Here is a 15,194-nt window from a genome sequence, read left to right on the forward strand (position 1 = left end):
CGGGTTGAACGCCACTGACACACGTGTAAACAACGCATTAGAGTTTTGCGGCCGGCAGGGCCGGTTACGCTCGAACCACCCCGCGGGTCGCGCCTGGCGCCGGCCCCAGGAACACAGCTGATTACAGGAGAACACCAATGTCTGACGTTTCCGGCACCTACAACACCACCGTCAAAAGCCCGATGGGCGACCAGAGCGGCACTTTCACCGTGGTCGACAATGGCGATGGCACCTTCTCCGGCAACATGGCCGGCGGCATGGGCTCGATGGACGTCGAAGACGGCAAGATCGACGGCAACACCCTCACCTGGAAGATGAACATGACGGTGCCGATGCCGATGACGCTCGAATGCGAAGCCACTGTCGAAGGCGACACGATCGCAGGCAACGTCAACGCCGGCGCGTTCGGCGCGATGCCGCTGACGGGCACGAAGGCCTCCTAAGGCAGCCGCTTCACGCGAATAAACAAGGGCCGCCGGAGCACGTCGCTCCGGCGGCCCTTTCTGTTCGGATCAAGCAAGGATCAGTCTTCGGAAGCGCTTCCCGCTTCTCAGGCTGCGCCCTCTGCCTCACCTTCGGCAGCGGCGATCGCAGCAGCTTCGGCTTCGGCCCTCGCTTTCGCCTCGGCTTCGACCGCAGCTTCCCGCGCGAGCCGCTCTTCCTCGGCCTGCTTACGGGCAAGTTCGGCCTGCACGTCGATCACCTCGTCGCGGCTGTAGGCGAGCGCAAGCAGGGGCGCGCCCACCAGAGCTGCAACCCCTTTCGTCATTTAGAGAGAACCCCGTCAAACCATCCCGAGCGCAGAGTTACTGCGCTCGGGATTATTTCAGTTGTATCCCAGAGACATTTCCAGCGAATTTGGAGGAAAGGATTGGTCCGGCACGAAGAAGAACGGCCGGAATCTCAGAACCGGCTATCCTTGCCATTGACCCGGGGATACGCCGTACCACTTCCTGAACGCGCGGACGAAGCTCGATGTGTCTGCGTATCCGAGTTTTCTCCCGACCGATCCGACCGAGCTTCCTCTCATTCTCAGGTGCCGCGCAGCCGATTTCATCCTCGCGCTGGCAACCAGTTGCTTCATTGCCAGTCCCTGCTCAGTCAGTCTTCGCGAGAATGTGCGCTCCGAAAATCCGAATTCGGCCGCAATGCGTGGCAACTGCGGAACGCTGCCTTCATCTTCGAGAATCTGGCCAATACGATCAAGCAGGGTTTGGCGAGTCAAATCATCTTGAAAAACGGGCTGCCTGCGACGGGCCTTTTCCAACGCTCTTTCCATTTGCGCCCAAACGTCCGGATCGTGCTCGAGGTTCGAGGCCGCAAATATTTCGTCGGGAACAAGCATGACCGATTGGCCCCTGCCCTGCTCGACTTCGCAGCCCAACAGATTGCTGACTGCGGCGGCATGTCGGTCTTCGGCATGCCCGAGACTCACGCGGAGGCGTGAAAGCGCTGCCCTGCGATCCAGAGCCGGTTCGACGAAAGCGGCGATGAACCGGTACAGATAGACGTGCAATCCGATTTCGAGAAAAGGAGCAAAAACACCCAGCGCCTCGTGAAAGGTCAATCGTATCGCGCCACCGTCCGGCTTCCGTTCGAAGTGGAGCGAATAATGCGGGTTCTCGATGCTCAAGGATCGTTCGAGGTAGATGAGCGCCGCTTCAAGATCCGGCGCCGCGATGACCGCCGCTTCCCGGGGAAAGCGCGGCAATTCAAGCATCAGAGCGAGCAGATCCTCCAGATCGTTTGCCGACAAGAGCTCACCTATGATGTGCAGATCGTCGGCGAGGCGGATTTCGCGCGAAAGTCGCTGCACAGGCAGGATGCCGGTCACCCTCTTCCAACCGCGGTCCACCGGAAGGGCGGATAGCCAGTAGCGCGTAATGCCCGCAGGCACTTGGGTTGAAGCCAATTCTGGATAATCTCGCTCCAGCTTTTCTACGGCCTCGCGATACATCATGCTGGTTCGGCTCCCGACAGGCAGGAGAAGATCAATCGATTCAGGTGCCAAGAGACGAATCCGCTCATTTCGCCAGTTCAAAATTGAATGGCGTAAAATGTCAATGGCATGGCGCGAACGGTCGATATTCAGTCACACGACCCTTCGATACGTTGGACCTCGCCCCTGGGAAAATGAGGAGGAATTGTCATGGGATCCGGAATTTCGACGAAACTTACGGCCGCCGCCGCAGTGGCTGCGCTTGCCGCCACCCCTGTGCTGGCCGAGAAAGCGCGCCAGCTGCAGGACATCAACGGGATGGATGTCTACGGCGCCGAACGCGCGCTGATCGATCGCGGGTTCAAGAGCATCTCCAGCCACCGCAACACCCAAGGGTATGTCTACAGCTACTGGTGGGACAAGGCCGACGACAAATGCGTGCTCGTCGAAGTCTATGAGCGCAGCAACCGGGTCGAGAGCATCAAGGACGCATCCGACCAGGATTGCGGCCAGCACAAGGGCGATGCCGCGGTTGCCGTCGGCGCGATCGCCGCGACCGCGCTGCTCGGCGCGCTGCTCTCGGGCGGCAAGTCACACCACAAGGAAGGTCGAGACTACGACCGCGATCAAACCGCCGAGTTCGATCGCGGATATACCGATGGGCTGCACAACGCACCGTATCACAACTACTCGCGTTCCGATGCCTATTCGCATGGCTACGAAAAGGGCACCGATGAACGCCAAGCCAATTTGCGCCATCACAAGGGTCGCGGGGGCTATGTCCAGACGGTACAATTCAACGATCTCAGGAATGCCCGCGCTAGCGGAGGGATGAGCGAACTCGAACAGCGCGGTTTCCGCCAGGTCGACAATTTCACCAGCGGCAACACCCGCTACTCGATCCAGTATCATCCAAGCACACGCCAGTGTCTTCAGGTTACGATCGCCGATGGGCGTTTCTACGACATCCGCGACATCCGTACACACCCGAAATGCAACACGAATTCCTCCAGCAGCTCGCGCGATGACGCATGGATCGGTCGCCTCGTCGGAGCGGCAGGCGATGGCGCCGGAACGTATATGGAGAACCAGGGATTCCGCCCGGTGGACAGCTTCCGTTCGGGCCGCAATGGATCCGGTTCGGTCTGGTATAACCGATCGACCCGCCAATGCGTCCAGATGATTGTCGTCAATGGCCGGGTCGATTCCGCGATGGATATCGGCAGCCACCCGCGTTGCCGCTGATCGAAAGGGAGAGCCTGACATGAAAATCCATGTACTGATGGCCGGGGCAGCAGCCCTGGCCCTCTCCGCCTGCGGTGGCGGAGCAGCAGAGGGTGACACCGCGACCGACGAGCCGGTCGAGGAAACGCTGGCCGAAATCCCGGAGAGCCTCGCACCGTTCGGCGACGGCTATCCCGCAGCGGGCGATCCGTGCCGCAGGCTCGGCGAATCCGAAGCGACCTCGAACTATCTCGACGACAGCGCGGCGCTGGTCGGCTGCCCGAGCGAAGCTTCGGCCGAAGCGCTGGGTGGAGAGATCGTCGGCAATGTCGAGGGCGTTCGGCTGGTATCGGTCCCGATGGGCGATGCCAATGCCGGTATGGGCGAGAACGGACCGGTCGAAGCCGCGCCCGCCGCCCCGACGGAAGTCGCAATCCGCGGACCCAACAGCCTCGAATCCCGCTGCGCCGACCGCGTTGCGAAAGAAACCGGAGCGCGCGTCATCGGCACCAACCGGATCGAGGAATCCGAAGCCGCCATCGGCATCTATGTGAATGTCGATGGAGCCACCGCCCCGTGGCGCTGCCTCGCCTATCGCGATGGCACGATCGGCGAAGTAATGTTCACCGGAGACGAAGGCGCGCTCTGAGTCTATGCAAAAGGAGCCGGGTGGGCGGACTATGCCTGCCCGGTTCACAAACCGAGGGATCGAATCGATGAAGAAATGGATTTTTGCCGGCCTTGCGAGTGCCAGCCTCGCCGCATGCGGCGCCTCCGGCGACACAGCCACCAGCGACGATGCTGCCGGTGATGCCGCCACCGAGACCGCGCCCGACAGCACCGACGCCGAACCGGTGGAAGTCGAAGACGCCAAGGTTCCCGGCACCGAATACAACGCCACAGCCCCGGTCAATTGCGGCTTTGGCGGCGCTGCACCGACCGAGACCTGTGATGCCGGGGTGATCCGCAACTGGGGCGAAGACGGCACGACGCTCGTCGAAGTGCAGAAGCCCGACGGCTTCAAGCGCGCGATCTTCTTCAACGGCACCGAGCCCTATGGCGCGGACAGCGCCGAGGCTGACGGCTCTGCGGGATGGGATCTCACATCCTCGCGCGACGGCGACCGGATCACGATCAATTACGGGCCGGAGACCTATGTTATCGTCGATGCCATGATCACCGGCGGATAAGGACAGAAACCCATGCTGAAGCACACCGCATTGCTGGCCGCAGCCTCGCTCTCGCTCGCCGCCTGCCAGGGATTCGGAGCGCCGCATCCGCTCGACGGGACCAGCTGGCGGCTCGTGAATGTCGAGACCTCGGGGACCTCGACCAGCCTCACGACCGAATTGTCATCGCGTCACACTCTGACCTTCGAAGGTGGTGGGCGGCTCGCGATGCAGCTCGATTGCAATCGCGGCAACGCCGACTGGTCGGCCTCGCAGCCGCGCGGCGAAACCGGTTCGATCTCGATCGGACCCGTCGCCTCGACCCGCGCGCTGTGCCCGCGTCCGACATTCGGCGAGGAACTGGCAGCGGAATTGCCGGGGGCGACAAGTTTCACCCTGCTCGACGATCGCAGCGAACTGGTGATCCGCGCCGAAAGTGCGGATTACATCTTCGCGCGCGACTGAGTGCCTGCGCCGTTCAGCGCCGCCAGAGCCAGAACAGGATGGCGGCGTTGATCGCGGGGGCGAGGATCGCAAACCACGGCCCGGTCAGGCCGATCCGGTCGCCGATCAGGTTCCATGGCAGGCCGAGCGGCATCAGGAAGATGCCCGAGAGCGGATCCTGCTCCTGCCCGAACCAGCCGAAGGTGCCGATCGCCAGCAGGGCAAGCGCCGCCGCATAGAGTGCAATGAATACGAAGAAGACCCATTTCATGGCCCGCAATTCCTCCCCCAATCGATTTCTTGCGCTGGCATTGTCCCCCATCGCGTTTGCACTGTCCAGCACCATAGCCGCTAGGGAAGAACCCGAGGCTGCCGACACCCAGCCTGCTGCCAGGTGGGACCAAATCGCCTTCGTTGTGAAGAGCTGGGGCGAGACGATCACCCAGTGGCAGTACACCCCCGAATATGGCGGGGTCTGGATCGAGGTCGAGCGCAAAGAGGACACCGGAGACCGGCGCGTCTGGACCAAGGCCTATCACGTCATCGACGCCGACCCGGCGCGCTACGCCGAGCTCGCGGCGCTGGTCCGCAGCCTCCCCGATCCCGCACCCGACGCCGCCGATTGCACCGATTTCATGGCAGATGCGCCGTACGGGACGATTCGCCTGACTCGCGGCGCGACAACCACCGAGATCGCCTGGAACGCAGGGTGCATGGATTCCGACTACAAGCAGTTCATCGAAACGCTGCGCGCCGCCGACAGGCTGGTGTCCGGCTGGGGCAAGGAATCCCCGGTCGCCAGGACCGTGGATACGCTGATCCCGTAAGCCGGATGACGATTGTCAGCCGAGCTTGTCCTTCAGGATCTGGTTGACGACCGCCGGATTCGCCTTGCCTTGCATCGCCTTCATCGTCTGGCCGACGAAGAACCCGAACAGCTTGTCCTTGCCGCCGCGGTATTCCTCGACCTTGTCCGAGTTGCCCGCGAGGATTTCGTCGATCGCGGCTTCGATCGCGCCGGTGTCGGAGACCTGCTTGAGCCCCTTTTCGTCCGCGATCGCCGCTGGGTCGCCGCCTTCCTTGAGGACGATCTCGAAGATCTCCTTGGCCTGACCGCCCGAAATCTCGCCCTTGTCCTGCATCGCTAGGATGCTGGCCTGCGCTTCGGCGGTGGCGTTCGAGGCATCGCCTTCGTCGCCGACTGCGTTGATCACACCCGGCGCAACCGAGAGCGCCCAGTTGGCAACCTGGGTCGCGACGTCCTTTTCCGACTTGCCGATCTTGGCGGCGGTGGCGGCGAGCAGCGTTTCGAAGCGCGCGAAGGTCTCGACCTCGGCGGTCAGCTCGCGCGCGTTGTAGGGGGTGAGACCAAGCTCGTTCTCGTACCGCGCGCGCTTGGCATCGGGCAGTTCGGGCAGCGACGCGCGGCATTCCTCGAGGAAGTCATCCTCCAGCACCAGCGGCAGCAGGTCGGGATCGGGGAAATAGCGGTAATCGTGCGCGTCTTCCTTCGACCGCATCGTGCGCGTCGTGCCGGTGCCCGGATCGAACAGGCGCGTTTCCTGCTCGACCGTTCCGCCGCCCTCGATCACGTCGACCTGGCGGTTTGCCTCGAATTCGATCACCTGCATCACGAAGCGCACCGAGTTCACGTTCTTGGTCTCGGTCCTGGTGCCGAATTCCTCGCCCGGCTTGCGCACGCTGACATTGACGTCGGCGCGCATCGAGCCTTCCTCCATGTTGCCGTCGCACGATCCGACGTAGCGCAGGATCGAGCGAAGCTTGCGCACATAGGCTCCGGCCTCGGCGGGCGAGCGCATGTCGGGGCGCGAGACGATTTCCATCAGCGCGACGCCGCTGCGGTTCAAATCGACATAGGACATGGTCGGGTGCTGGTCGTGCATCAGCTTGCCCGCATCCTGCTCGACATGGATGCGCTCGATCCCGATCACCTTGTCTTCCGGGATTCCGGCTTTCTCGTCCGCCTCGATCAGCAGCTGCCCCTCGCCCACCAAGGGGTGGTAGAGCTGGCTGATCTGGTATCCCTGCGGGAGATCGGCGTAGAAATAGTTCTTGCGGTCGAAGCGCGACCATGTGTTGATCTCGGCCTCGATCGCCATGCCGGTGCGCACCGCCTGCCGGATGCACTCGCGGTTGGGCACGGGCAGCATGCCGGGCATCGCGGCATCGACGAGGCTGACTTGGCTGTTAGGCTCGGCACCGAACGCGGTCGAAGCGCCCGAAAACAGCTTGGCGTTGGAGGTGACCTGCGCGTGCACTTCGAGGCCGATCACGACCTCCCATTCGCCGGTTGCGCCCTGGATGCGGTAATTGCTCATGTATCGTCTCTCACGTCCTTCTCGATCCGTCGCGCAGGCTCGACCGGCCCGTCACGCTTCGGTTCTTCATCCTTGATCACCTTGCCGTCCGCGTCGAAGCGCGCTTCGCCGTGGTCGATCGTCTGCGAAAGGTACATCACCACCCCGCCGAGGACCACGAAGCACACGAGGAAGATCGTCGCAAACAGCATCAGGCCGCTCCCTGCGCCACGCGCGCTTCTGTCGGCCGGGACAGCAGCCTTCGCGACAGGTCACGCCCCGGCTTCTCGACCAGATAATAGGTCACGAAGGACCCGGCGACAACGATCGCGAGCATCGCAAGCGTGATCGCGTCGGACACCAGCGGCGTGCCCTGGAGTACCGTGCGCCCCATGCTATCGACGCTGAGATCGACGATCCCGGTCACCTGCAGCACCTCGCCGATGCGGCCCTGTGCGAACATGTGGATCATGTAGATCGAATAGCTCGTCAGCCCGAGCAACTGGAACGGCTTTGCGCCCAGCGCTCTGGACACCGCGCCGCGCTGGCTCGCGAGCACGAAGATCATCGCCGCGAACACGAACGGCGCGGCGAAGGTCAGCGTGCGCGTGGTGAAGGACACGAAGGCGACCGTCGCCAGCAGCGCGGCCAGTTCCCACGCGGTGCCACCGATCCCGCCGAACCGGCGGAAGGCGTGATAGGTCAGCACGCCGATCCCGAAGCCGAAGATACAGCGCAGGATGCCGCCGTCGAAGGTGATGTGGAGGTCGTCCGAATAGCTCGTCATCCACGCAAGGCATCCGAGCGAGAGCACCGCCGCGATACCCAGCATCGCCCGCTTGGGCGCGAGGAACACGATTGCGAACAACAAGTAGGTCCAGATTTCCGCTGCGATGCTCCACGCCGGGATGTTCCAGCCTTGCGCCTCTCCGAGGCCGAAGGATTGGAGCAGAAAGACGCTCTGCCACAGCCCTTCGGGCGAACGCGAGCCGGTGAAGGCCTCGCGCGAAACATACTGCGCGATCGTCTCTCCGCCGAGGACCAGCACCATTTCGAGCGCGATGAAAGCGAGCAGCACGGCGATGTGCAGCGGATAGATCCGGCCCATGCGCAGACCCATGAAACGCCCGACCGACACCTCGCGGTTCGCCAGCCGCGTGCCGTAGGAATGCGCGATCACGAAGCCGCTCAGGACGAAGAAATAATCGACGAACAGCCAGCCGTTTTTCACCAGCGCGAGGCTGGAGATGTAGCCGTTCGACTGGAAGTGGTAGAGCGCAACCACCAGTGCGCAGATGCCGCGCAGCGCATCGAGCACATCGAAACGCATCACCGCATCGGCCGCCGGCCGCTCGATGGTCACCACCACTTCTCCGGCGCGTGATCGAACCCGGCGCGCTGCTGGATCGCGAGACCGGCGTCGAGCACGGTCTGCTCGTCGAACGCCTTACCCACCAGCTGGAGGCCGAGCGGCAACCCGTCTTCGTTGAGCGTTGCGGGGACGCTCATCGCGGGCAGGCCTGCGAGCGAGGCCGGAACCGCGAAGACGTCGTTCAGATACATCGTCAGCGGATCGTCGTTGAGGCTGCCGAGCGGGAACGAAGCCGTGGGCGTCGTCGGAGCGAGGATCAGGTCGCACTGCGCCCACGCCTGCTCGAAATCGCGCGCGACCAGCGCCCTCACCTTCTGCGCCTGGTTGTAATAGGCGTCGTAGAAGCCCGCCGAGAGCACATAGGTCCCGATAAGGATGCGGCGCTTCACCTCGTCGCCGAAGCCCTGCTCGCGGGTCTCGGCATACATGTCCTGCAGCCCCGCCCCATCCGGCAGTTCACGCAGGCCATACCGCACGCCGTCATAGCGGGCGAGGTTCGACGAGGCTTCGGCGGGCGCGATGATGTAATAGGCGGGCAGTGCGTATTTGGTGTGCGGTAGCGAGACATCGACGATCTCGGCGCCCGCATCCTTCAGCCACGCCTTGCCTTGCTCCCAGCTGTCGAGGATCGCCTGGTCGGTCCCCTCCATCCGGTATTCCTTCGGGATGCCGACCTTCTTTCCCTTGAGGTCTGCGTTCAGCGCGCCTTCCCAGTCCGGCACGTCCATCTGCAGCGAAGTCGCATCCTTGGGATCGAAGCCAGCCATCGCGCCGAGCATGATCGCGCAGTCCTCGACGCTGCGCGCCATCGGGCCCGCCTGGTCGAGCGAAGAGGCAAACGCCACCACGCCCCAGCGCGAGCAGCGGCCATAGGTCGGCTTGATCCCGCAAATGCCGGTGAAGGCGGCGGGCTGGCGGATCGATCCGCCGGTGTCGGTGCCGGTCGCGGCAGGCGCGATACGCGCGGCGACTGCGCTGGACGAGCCGCCCGAGGAGCCGCCCGGGCTCATCGGCTGGTTGCTGCCCTTCTTGCGCCACGGCGAGGAAACATTGCCGAAATAGGAGGTCTCGTTCGAAGACCCCATGGCAAACTGGTCGAGATTGAGCTTGCCCAGCATGCCCGCGCCTGCGTTCCACAGGTTCTGCGACACGGTGCTTTCATAACGCGGCTCGAACCCTTCGAGGATGTGGCTCGCGGCGGTGGTCTGCACGCCGTGGGTCGCAAACAGGTCCTTCATGCCGATCGGCACGCCTGCCATCGCGCCCAGCTCCTTGCCTTCGGCGCGCGCCGCATCGGTCGCCTCGGCAGCAGCAAGCGCGTGGTCGGGGGTGGTGACGATGAAGGCGTTGAGCTCGGCCGCCTGCGCGACCGCATCGTTGAAGGCTTCCGCCACCTCGCGCGCGGTGAATTCACCTTCGCGCACACCGTCGCGGATGGCTTTGACGCCAAGAGAAGTCAGGTCGGTCATATTATTCGATCACCTTGGGCACGCCGAAGAAACCGTGCTCGGCGGCGGGAGCGTTGGCGAGCACGTCGTCGCGCTTGCCGCCCCCGGTCAGCGGATCGGCATCGACCACGTCGTCGCGCAGCCGCAGCGTGTTGGGGATCACCGCGCTCATCGGCTCGATCCCTTCGACATCCACTTCGCCCAGCTGTTCGACCCAATTGAGGATCCCGTTCAGCTCGGGCACCATGCGTTCGAGTTCTTCGTCCGTCATCCGGATGCGTGCGAGGCTCGCGATCTTGGCGACGGTCTGCTTGTCTACCGACATCGGTTTTCGCCTTCGGTTATTCGGCCGGGGGAATGGGAAGCGCGTCGGGCGGCGGGGGAGCGCCTTGGGGCGCATCGCCGGGCCCGCCCGGACCCTGGCTTTGCAGCATCTGCTGCAGGATCATCATGTTCCGCTCGTAGGTTTCCTGGCTCATGATATCGACCACTTCGATCTCGAACACGAGATCGGCGTTGGGCGGGATCGGCGCTCCGGGAGGCGGTTCGGCGCCGTAGGCTTCCTCGGCCGGGATGTAGAGTTCGTACTTGCCGCCCTTCTGCATCTGCTTGAGGCCGTTGAAGAAGCCCGGGATCATCGCCCCGTCGACCATCTCCATCGGCGCGCCTTCGGGGAAGATCGCCGCGACGCGCTCGCGGATGCCGGGCGGCAGTTCCTGCGTCTGGTCGAACACTTCGCCGGTCGCGGCGAGCGAGCCCTTGTACTTGATCCAGGCGACATCGCCTTCCTTCAGCGTCGGGCCTTCGCCGGCGGTGATGGTGTCGATGCTCAGCCCCTTGGGCATCGCCGCCCAAGCGAGACCTGCGCCAAGCAGCACGGCGACCACCACGCCCAGCCACAATTTGGTGAGCGAGCCCTTGGCGACGGGCTGGATCGGAACGCGGGTAACTTCGGTCATGAAAATATCCTGATCGGGTGAGCGCCTGTCCACAAGGAATTCGGACAGCAAAAGGGCGCGGAATCAACGCCGCGCCCTAATGGCTTATCGCAGGTGTGCGTTCAAGCGTGGAAACGCCCGAACACCGGCATTACTTGATGCCGTCGCGCTCCATGCGCTTGCGCTCGAGCTTGCGGGCGCGGCGAACGGCGGCAGCCTTTTCGCGGGCGCGCTTTTCGCTCGGCTTTTCGTAGTGGCGACGCAGCTTCATCTCGCGATACACACCTTCACGCTGCAGCTTCTTCTTGAGAGCGCGGAGGGCCTGATCGACATTGTTATCGCGAACCATGATTTGCATAAACGACTACTACCTCTTTCCAATTCAAAAGCGCTGCAGCCCGCTCGTTCGAATCGCGGGACAGACGCGAAAATTTGACGCTAAAAACGGCGCGAAACCCGCCTTTCAAAGGCACGGTACGCGCTGTATTGCGGCTGCTTATACCCAAACCGGCGGAAATTGGCAAGATATCAGTGTTGCTCGCCGCTAGGCAGGGGCCTCGCCGGTCGCTAAGGGGGCAAGCGATGACCGCCGCGCTTTCTCCTATCGCCGCTTCCGCCACCGTCGCTTTCGGCGGGGCATTGGGCGCGCTCGGCCGCTTCCAGCTGGGCCGCGCGGTTACGCACTGGGTCGGGCCGACCATGCATTTCCCCTGGCCGACGCTCGCCGCGAACGTGCTCGGCTGCCTTGCGATGGGCGTGCTCTTCGGCTGGCTGGCAAAGACCGGGACGAATGAGACCGTGCGCCTGTTCCTCGGCGTCGGTCTGCTCGGAGGGTTCACGACGTTCAGCGCCTTCAGCCTCGAAATGCTGCAGCTGATCCAGCGAGGGTCCGCCGGGCTTGCGGTTACCTATGCTGGAGTTTCGGTGCTGGCCGGACTTGGCGCGCTTTATGCCGGGCTCCTGGTGATGCGGGGGGCGGCATGAAACCCTCCGATAAGGTTCGTCAGTTCACCGTTTCCGACGACGACGACGGCATCCGGCTCGACCGCTGGTTCAAGCGCAACCTGCCGCAAATCGGGTTCGCGACCGTTTCCAAATGGGCACGCACCGGGCAGATCCGCGTCGATGGCGGGCGCGCCAAGCCCGACGACCGCTTGCAGGCGGGCCAAGTGCTGCGCGTGCCGCCGGGCGGCGAAGCAAAGCACAAGGCGCCCAAGAAGCGCCGCGAGCTGACCGAGGACGAAATCGCCGAGGCACAGGCGATGGTGATCCGCGAAACGCCTTCCGCCATCGTGCTTAACAAGCCTCCGGGTCTCGCGACGCAGGGCGGGAGCAAGACCACCAAACATGTCGACGGGCTGCTCGACGCCTTCGTTCGCAGCGAGGACGATCCCCGCCCGCGCCTCGTGCACCGGCTCGACAAGGATACCTCCGGCGTGTTGCTGGTCGCCCGCACTCCGGGCAGCGCCGCTTCCTATTCCAAGCGCTTTTCCGGCCGCAGTGCTCGCAAGGTCTACTGGGCGCTGGTCGTCGGCGTACCCGAAGTGCGCGAGGGCACGATCGACGCGCCGCTGGCCAAGCAGCCGGGCACCGGCGGCGAGAAAATGCATGTCGACGAGGAAAACGGCGCCACAGCAAAGACCCGCTACCGCGTGGTCGAGCGCGCCGGGACCAGGGCGGCGTGGGTCGAGCTTGAGCCGCTCACCGGGCGCACCCACCAGCTGCGCGTTCACATGGCGGCAATCGGACACCCGATCGTCGGCGACGGCAAGTATGGCGGGCAGGATGCGTTCCTGACCGGTACGATCAGCCGCAAGATGCACCTCCACGCCCGCCGCCTGATCATCGGCACTCCGGAAACGAAGGGTGCGGGCGGGAAACTCGATGTCACCGCCGAGCTCCCCGATCACTTCGCTGCGAGCATGGAGGCGCTCGGATTCGACCTCGCGCTGTCCGACGCAGCTCCGCTGCGCGACGAGCCGCCCGAGCGCACGCCTGCCGAGAAGAAACAGGCCGCGCGCCGCCACGCGAAGCAATTTCGCAAGGATCGCCGGGGCGAACGCCGCTCGCGCACGATCTCGAAAGCGACCGCAAAGAAGAAGGCGAAGGGCAAGCCCAAGGGCAAGCGCAAGTGAAACTCGCGGTGTTCGATTGCGATGGCACGCTGGTCGACGGGCAGGCAGATGTGTGTTGGGCGATGGAGCGCGCCTTCGAGCGGGCCGGCCTGCCGCCCCCCGACAGCAATGCGGTGCGGCGCATGGTGGGCTTGAGCCTGCCGGTCGCGGTGCGCCACCTCGCCCCCGATCTCGACGAAGGGCAGGCGAGCGCGGTCACCGAATTCTACAAATCGAGCTTTCGCGCGCGCCGCGAGGAAGGGCTGCTCCACGAGCCTCTCTATGAAGGGATCGCCGAACTGCTCCACGCGCTGCACGCAGGCGGCTGGCAGCTGGCTGTCGCAACCGGCAAGTCGGATCGCGGCCTCAACGCCTGCCTCGACGGGCATGGCCTCACCGACCTGTTCGTCTCCTTGCAGACCGCAGATCGCCATCCGTCGAAACCGCACCCCGCGATGCTCGAAGCGGCCTTGTTCGAAGCGGGAGCGATGCCATCTGAAGCGGTGATGATCGGCGACACCACATTCGACATGCAGATGGCGGGCGCAGCGCGCGTCCAGGCCGTGGGCGTCGCGTGGGGATATCATCCCCCCGCGGAATTGCAGGCCACCGGCGCGCGCGAGGTGGTCGATGCGGTGGCCGATCTCGGAGCCGCATTGGAGCGCGCGCTGTGACGAAACTCCCCGACGAAAAGGAAACACTCGCACAGCAGCGCTACTTGCTGATGAACGGCCTCAGGATCGGCTCGCTCGCCGCGGTGCTTGTCGGAATAGCGATATCCCGCAAGGTGATCGACGCGCCGATCGCGATTGCCGTCGTGCTCGCGGTCGGCGGTCTGTTGGGGTTCTTCTTTGGCCCGCGCCTGCTCGCGCGGAAATGGAAATCGGGCGGAGACGGCTCTCAGTGAAGCGGTTTTACGATGCGGTGGACGTGCGGCAGGAAGCCGGCGGCTGGCAGGTCACGCTCGACGGGCGCGGGATCAGGACGGTCAAGGGATCGCAACAAGTGGCACCCACCGAAACGCTTGCCCGGTTGATGGCCTCCGAATGGGACGTGCAGGGCGAAGAGCTCGACCCGGCGCAATTCCCGTTTCGCGACATGGCAGACTATGCGATCGATATCGTCGCACCCGATCCTTCGGCGGTGGCAGACAAGGTGGTGACCTATGGCGACACCGACACACTGCTCTACCGCGCCGATCCCGACGAGCCGCTGTTCGCGCGCCAGCAGGAGGTGTGGGAGCCGTTGGTGAGCGCATTCGAGAACCGCTTGGGTATCGAGCTGATCCGTGTGAGCGGGATCATCCACAAATCGCAGAGCGAGACCGCGCTCGGCACCTTGCGCGAACGGCTGGCCGGGCATGATCCGTTCACCCTCGCCCCGCTGGAGGCCATGACCTCGCTCGCGGCTTCGCTGGTTGTCGGATTGTCCGCCATCGATAGCGAGAGCGAGGCCGACACCGCGGCGCTATGGCAGGCAGCGAGCCTTGAAGAAGAATGGCAGGCCGATCTCTGGGGCCGCGATTCCGAAGCCGAAGACCGCCGCGCGAAGCGTCAGCGCGATTTCCTGATGGCGTGGGAATTCGCGCGCGCGGCGCGCGATTAATTCTGTTCGACCAGCCAGTCGGCGAATTCATCCGCAACCGTGTTGGCCACGCGATTGAGCGCAGGGCCGACCGATGCGGTTTCGGCTAAAACGCCGCTTTCGCTCGCCTCGAACCGGCGCGAGACCGCACGGCCATCGGCGTCGACCACGATCGCTTCGTAGCGGACGACAACCGAGGATGTCCGCGCGTCGTAGCCCATCTCGAGCAGCTTGCCGCGCACGCTCTGCTCGGCTGCCGCTGGCGTGTCGTCGGTATCGACCACCAGCGCCGGGGTGCGGGTGCGCAGCGTTTCGCCGAGCAGGGTGCGGAACAGCCGTGCAGGCTTTTCGACCCAGATCGCGTCCTGGAGATAGGCGAGCTCGGTATCCGAGACGGTGACCGGGACCCGCACTACGTCGAGCTTCGCGGGTACTTCGGGCGTGAGCACCACAATCGCGCCATCTTCGCCCTCGCCGCCTGCGACAGCGCCCGAACCCGCGGGCGCGCTGGCCGTCGACGTGAGCGTGAGAAGGCTGGTTGGCAATTCGGTTTCGAAGCTGACGCATCCCGCGAGCGCGAGCGATACCGCGCCGATCAGTCCGGCGCGCAGCGAGTGTGGGATGAAACGGTTGGTCATGCGCAT

At 64.2% G+C, this 15,194-nt stretch carries 22 protein-coding genes; 11 read left to right on the forward strand and 11 right to left on the reverse strand.

The window, feature by feature from the left end:
- The first annotated feature begins 137 nt into the window (after positions 1-137).
- Entirely contained in the window at positions 138-443 is a 306-nt protein-coding gene (locus ACI5KX_RS13045; RefSeq protein ID WP_406811093.1) for a hypothetical protein, read from the forward strand.
- Between the two features lie 107 nt (positions 444-550).
- Here the strand turns inward: ACI5KX_RS13045 and ACI5KX_RS13050 are convergent, their stop codons facing one another.
- Both ACI5KX_RS13050 and ACI5KX_RS13055 read right to left on the reverse strand, forming a co-directional pair.
- On the reverse strand, positions 551-769 hold the full coding sequence (locus ACI5KX_RS13050) for a hypothetical protein (RefSeq protein WP_406811094.1): 219 nt from the start codon (positions 767-769) through the stop codon (positions 551-553).
- A 144-nt stretch (positions 770-913) separates the two neighbouring features.
- Positions 914-1,960 carry a helix-turn-helix transcriptional regulator gene (locus ACI5KX_RS13055; protein ID WP_406811095.1) on the reverse strand — a complete coding sequence of 349 codons (1,047 nt, stop codon included), beginning with the start codon at positions 1,958-1,960 and terminating at the stop codon, positions 914-916.
- Between the two features lie 189 nt (positions 1,961-2,149).
- On the opposite strand from ACI5KX_RS13055, the gene ACI5KX_RS13060 reads away from it, so the two are divergent.
- The 4 genes from ACI5KX_RS13060 to ACI5KX_RS13075 all read left to right on the forward strand — a co-directional run bounded on the left by ACI5KX_RS13060 (position 2,150) and on the right by ACI5KX_RS13075 (position 4,797).
- Positions 2,150-3,184 carry a hypothetical protein gene (locus ACI5KX_RS13060; protein ID WP_406811096.1) on the forward strand — a complete coding sequence of 345 codons (1,035 nt, stop codon included), beginning with the start codon at positions 2,150-2,152 and terminating at the stop codon, positions 3,182-3,184.
- Positions 3,185-3,203: 19 nt separating this feature from the next.
- Entirely contained in the window at positions 3,204-3,812 is a 609-nt protein-coding gene (locus tag ACI5KX_RS13065; RefSeq protein WP_406811097.1) for a hypothetical protein, read from the forward strand.
- Between the two features lie 67 nt (positions 3,813-3,879).
- Positions 3,880-4,353, forward strand: a complete 474-nt coding sequence (locus tag ACI5KX_RS13070) for a hypothetical protein (RefSeq protein WP_406811098.1) — start codon at positions 3,880-3,882, stop codon at positions 4,351-4,353.
- Positions 4,354-4,365: 12 nt separating this feature from the next.
- Positions 4,366-4,797: an META domain-containing protein gene (locus ACI5KX_RS13075; RefSeq protein WP_406811099.1), complete on the forward strand. Its 432-nt coding sequence runs from the start codon at positions 4,366-4,368 to the stop codon at positions 4,795-4,797.
- Between the two features lie 13 nt (positions 4,798-4,810).
- Here the strand turns inward: ACI5KX_RS13075 and ACI5KX_RS13080 are convergent, their stop codons facing one another.
- Positions 4,811-5,047 carry a hypothetical protein gene (locus ACI5KX_RS13080; protein ID WP_406811100.1) on the reverse strand — a complete coding sequence of 79 codons (237 nt, stop codon included), beginning with the start codon at positions 5,045-5,047 and terminating at the stop codon, positions 4,811-4,813.
- Between ACI5KX_RS13080 and ACI5KX_RS13085 the strand changes: the two genes are divergently transcribed.
- Positions 5,022-5,603 carry a hypothetical protein gene (locus ACI5KX_RS13085; RefSeq protein ID WP_406811101.1) on the forward strand — a complete coding sequence of 194 codons (582 nt, stop codon included), beginning with the start codon at positions 5,022-5,024 and terminating at the stop codon, positions 5,601-5,603. The two genes, ACI5KX_RS13080 and ACI5KX_RS13085, sit on opposite strands and share 26 nt — an antisense overlap.
- A 15-nt stretch (positions 5,604-5,618) precedes the next feature.
- Here the strand turns inward: ACI5KX_RS13085 and gatB are convergent, their stop codons facing one another.
- The 7 genes from gatB to rpsU form a co-directional block, all read right to left on the reverse strand.
- Positions 5,619-7,115: an Asp-tRNA(Asn)/Glu-tRNA(Gln) amidotransferase subunit GatB gene (gatB, locus tag ACI5KX_RS13090; protein ID WP_406811102.1), complete on the reverse strand. Its 1,497-nt coding sequence runs from the start codon at positions 7,113-7,115 to the stop codon at positions 5,619-5,621.
- On the reverse strand, positions 7,112-7,306 hold the full coding sequence (locus ACI5KX_RS13095; protein WP_406811103.1) for a hypothetical protein: 195 nt from the start codon (positions 7,304-7,306) through the stop codon (positions 7,112-7,114). Before ACI5KX_RS13095 ends, gatB begins: the two co-directional genes overlap by 4 nt.
- Entirely contained in the window at positions 7,306-8,457 is a 1,152-nt protein-coding gene (locus ACI5KX_RS13100) for an acyltransferase family protein (RefSeq protein WP_406811104.1), read from the reverse strand. The genes ACI5KX_RS13095 and ACI5KX_RS13100 overlap by 1 nt, the downstream gene beginning before the upstream one ends.
- A complete protein-coding gene (gene gatA, locus ACI5KX_RS13105) occupies positions 8,454-9,935 on the reverse strand; it encodes an Asp-tRNA(Asn)/Glu-tRNA(Gln) amidotransferase subunit GatA (RefSeq protein WP_406811105.1) in 1,482 nt (493 codons plus the stop codon). Before gatA ends, ACI5KX_RS13100 begins: the two co-directional genes overlap by 4 nt.
- Before the next feature lies 1 nt (position 9,936).
- The gene (gene gatC, locus ACI5KX_RS13110; protein ID WP_406811106.1) at positions 9,937-10,239 is read right to left on the reverse strand and encodes an Asp-tRNA(Asn)/Glu-tRNA(Gln) amidotransferase subunit GatC; all 303 of its coding nucleotides are present in this window, start codon (positions 10,237-10,239) and stop codon (positions 9,937-9,939) included.
- 16 nt (positions 10,240-10,255) lie between these two features.
- Entirely contained in the window at positions 10,256-10,873 is a 618-nt protein-coding gene (locus tag ACI5KX_RS13115) for an FKBP-type peptidyl-prolyl cis-trans isomerase (protein ID WP_406811107.1), read from the reverse strand.
- Between the two features lie 130 nt (positions 10,874-11,003).
- Positions 11,004-11,210 (reverse strand): 30S ribosomal protein S21, encoded by a 207-nt coding sequence (rpsU, locus tag ACI5KX_RS13120; protein WP_006834591.1) that lies wholly within the window; start codon positions 11,208-11,210, stop codon positions 11,004-11,006.
- Positions 11,211-11,434: 224 nt separating this feature from the next.
- Between rpsU and ACI5KX_RS13125 the strand changes: the two genes are divergently transcribed.
- From ACI5KX_RS13125 to ACI5KX_RS13145, 5 genes are read left to right on the forward strand one after another with little or no spacing between them, the layout of a single operon-like run.
- Positions 11,435-11,836: a fluoride efflux transporter FluC gene (locus ACI5KX_RS13125; protein WP_406811108.1), complete on the forward strand. Its 402-nt coding sequence runs from the start codon at positions 11,435-11,437 to the stop codon at positions 11,834-11,836.
- Complete coding sequence (locus ACI5KX_RS13130) at positions 11,833-12,987, forward strand: RluA family pseudouridine synthase (protein ID WP_406811109.1); 1,155 nt, start codon at positions 11,833-11,835, stop codon at positions 12,985-12,987. The genes ACI5KX_RS13125 and ACI5KX_RS13130 overlap by 4 nt, the downstream gene beginning before the upstream one ends.
- Positions 12,984-13,640, forward strand: coding sequence for an HAD-IA family hydrolase (locus ACI5KX_RS13135; protein ID WP_406811110.1), 657 nt, complete (start codon positions 12,984-12,986; stop codon positions 13,638-13,640). The genes ACI5KX_RS13130 and ACI5KX_RS13135 overlap by 4 nt, the downstream gene beginning before the upstream one ends.
- The gene (locus ACI5KX_RS13140) at positions 13,637-13,873 is read left to right on the forward strand and encodes a hypothetical protein (RefSeq protein WP_406811111.1); all 237 of its coding nucleotides are present in this window, start codon (positions 13,637-13,639) and stop codon (positions 13,871-13,873) included. Before ACI5KX_RS13135 ends, ACI5KX_RS13140 begins: the two co-directional genes overlap by 4 nt.
- Entirely contained in the window at positions 13,870-14,571 is a 702-nt protein-coding gene (locus ACI5KX_RS13145) for an ATP12 family chaperone protein (RefSeq protein ID WP_406811112.1), read from the forward strand. Before ACI5KX_RS13140 ends, ACI5KX_RS13145 begins: the two co-directional genes overlap by 4 nt.
- On the opposite strand, the gene ACI5KX_RS13150 is transcribed toward ACI5KX_RS13145, so the two are convergent.
- Complete coding sequence (locus ACI5KX_RS13150; protein WP_406811113.1) at positions 14,568-15,188, reverse strand: ABC-type transport auxiliary lipoprotein family protein; 621 nt, start codon at positions 15,186-15,188, stop codon at positions 14,568-14,570. The genes ACI5KX_RS13145 and ACI5KX_RS13150 overlap by 4 nt on opposite strands.
- Positions 15,189-15,194 lie beyond the last annotated feature (6 nt).

This window comes from Erythrobacter sp. GH1-10 (assembly GCF_045363165.1).
Taxonomy (GTDB): domain Bacteria; phylum Pseudomonadota; class Alphaproteobacteria; order Sphingomonadales; family Sphingomonadaceae; genus Erythrobacter.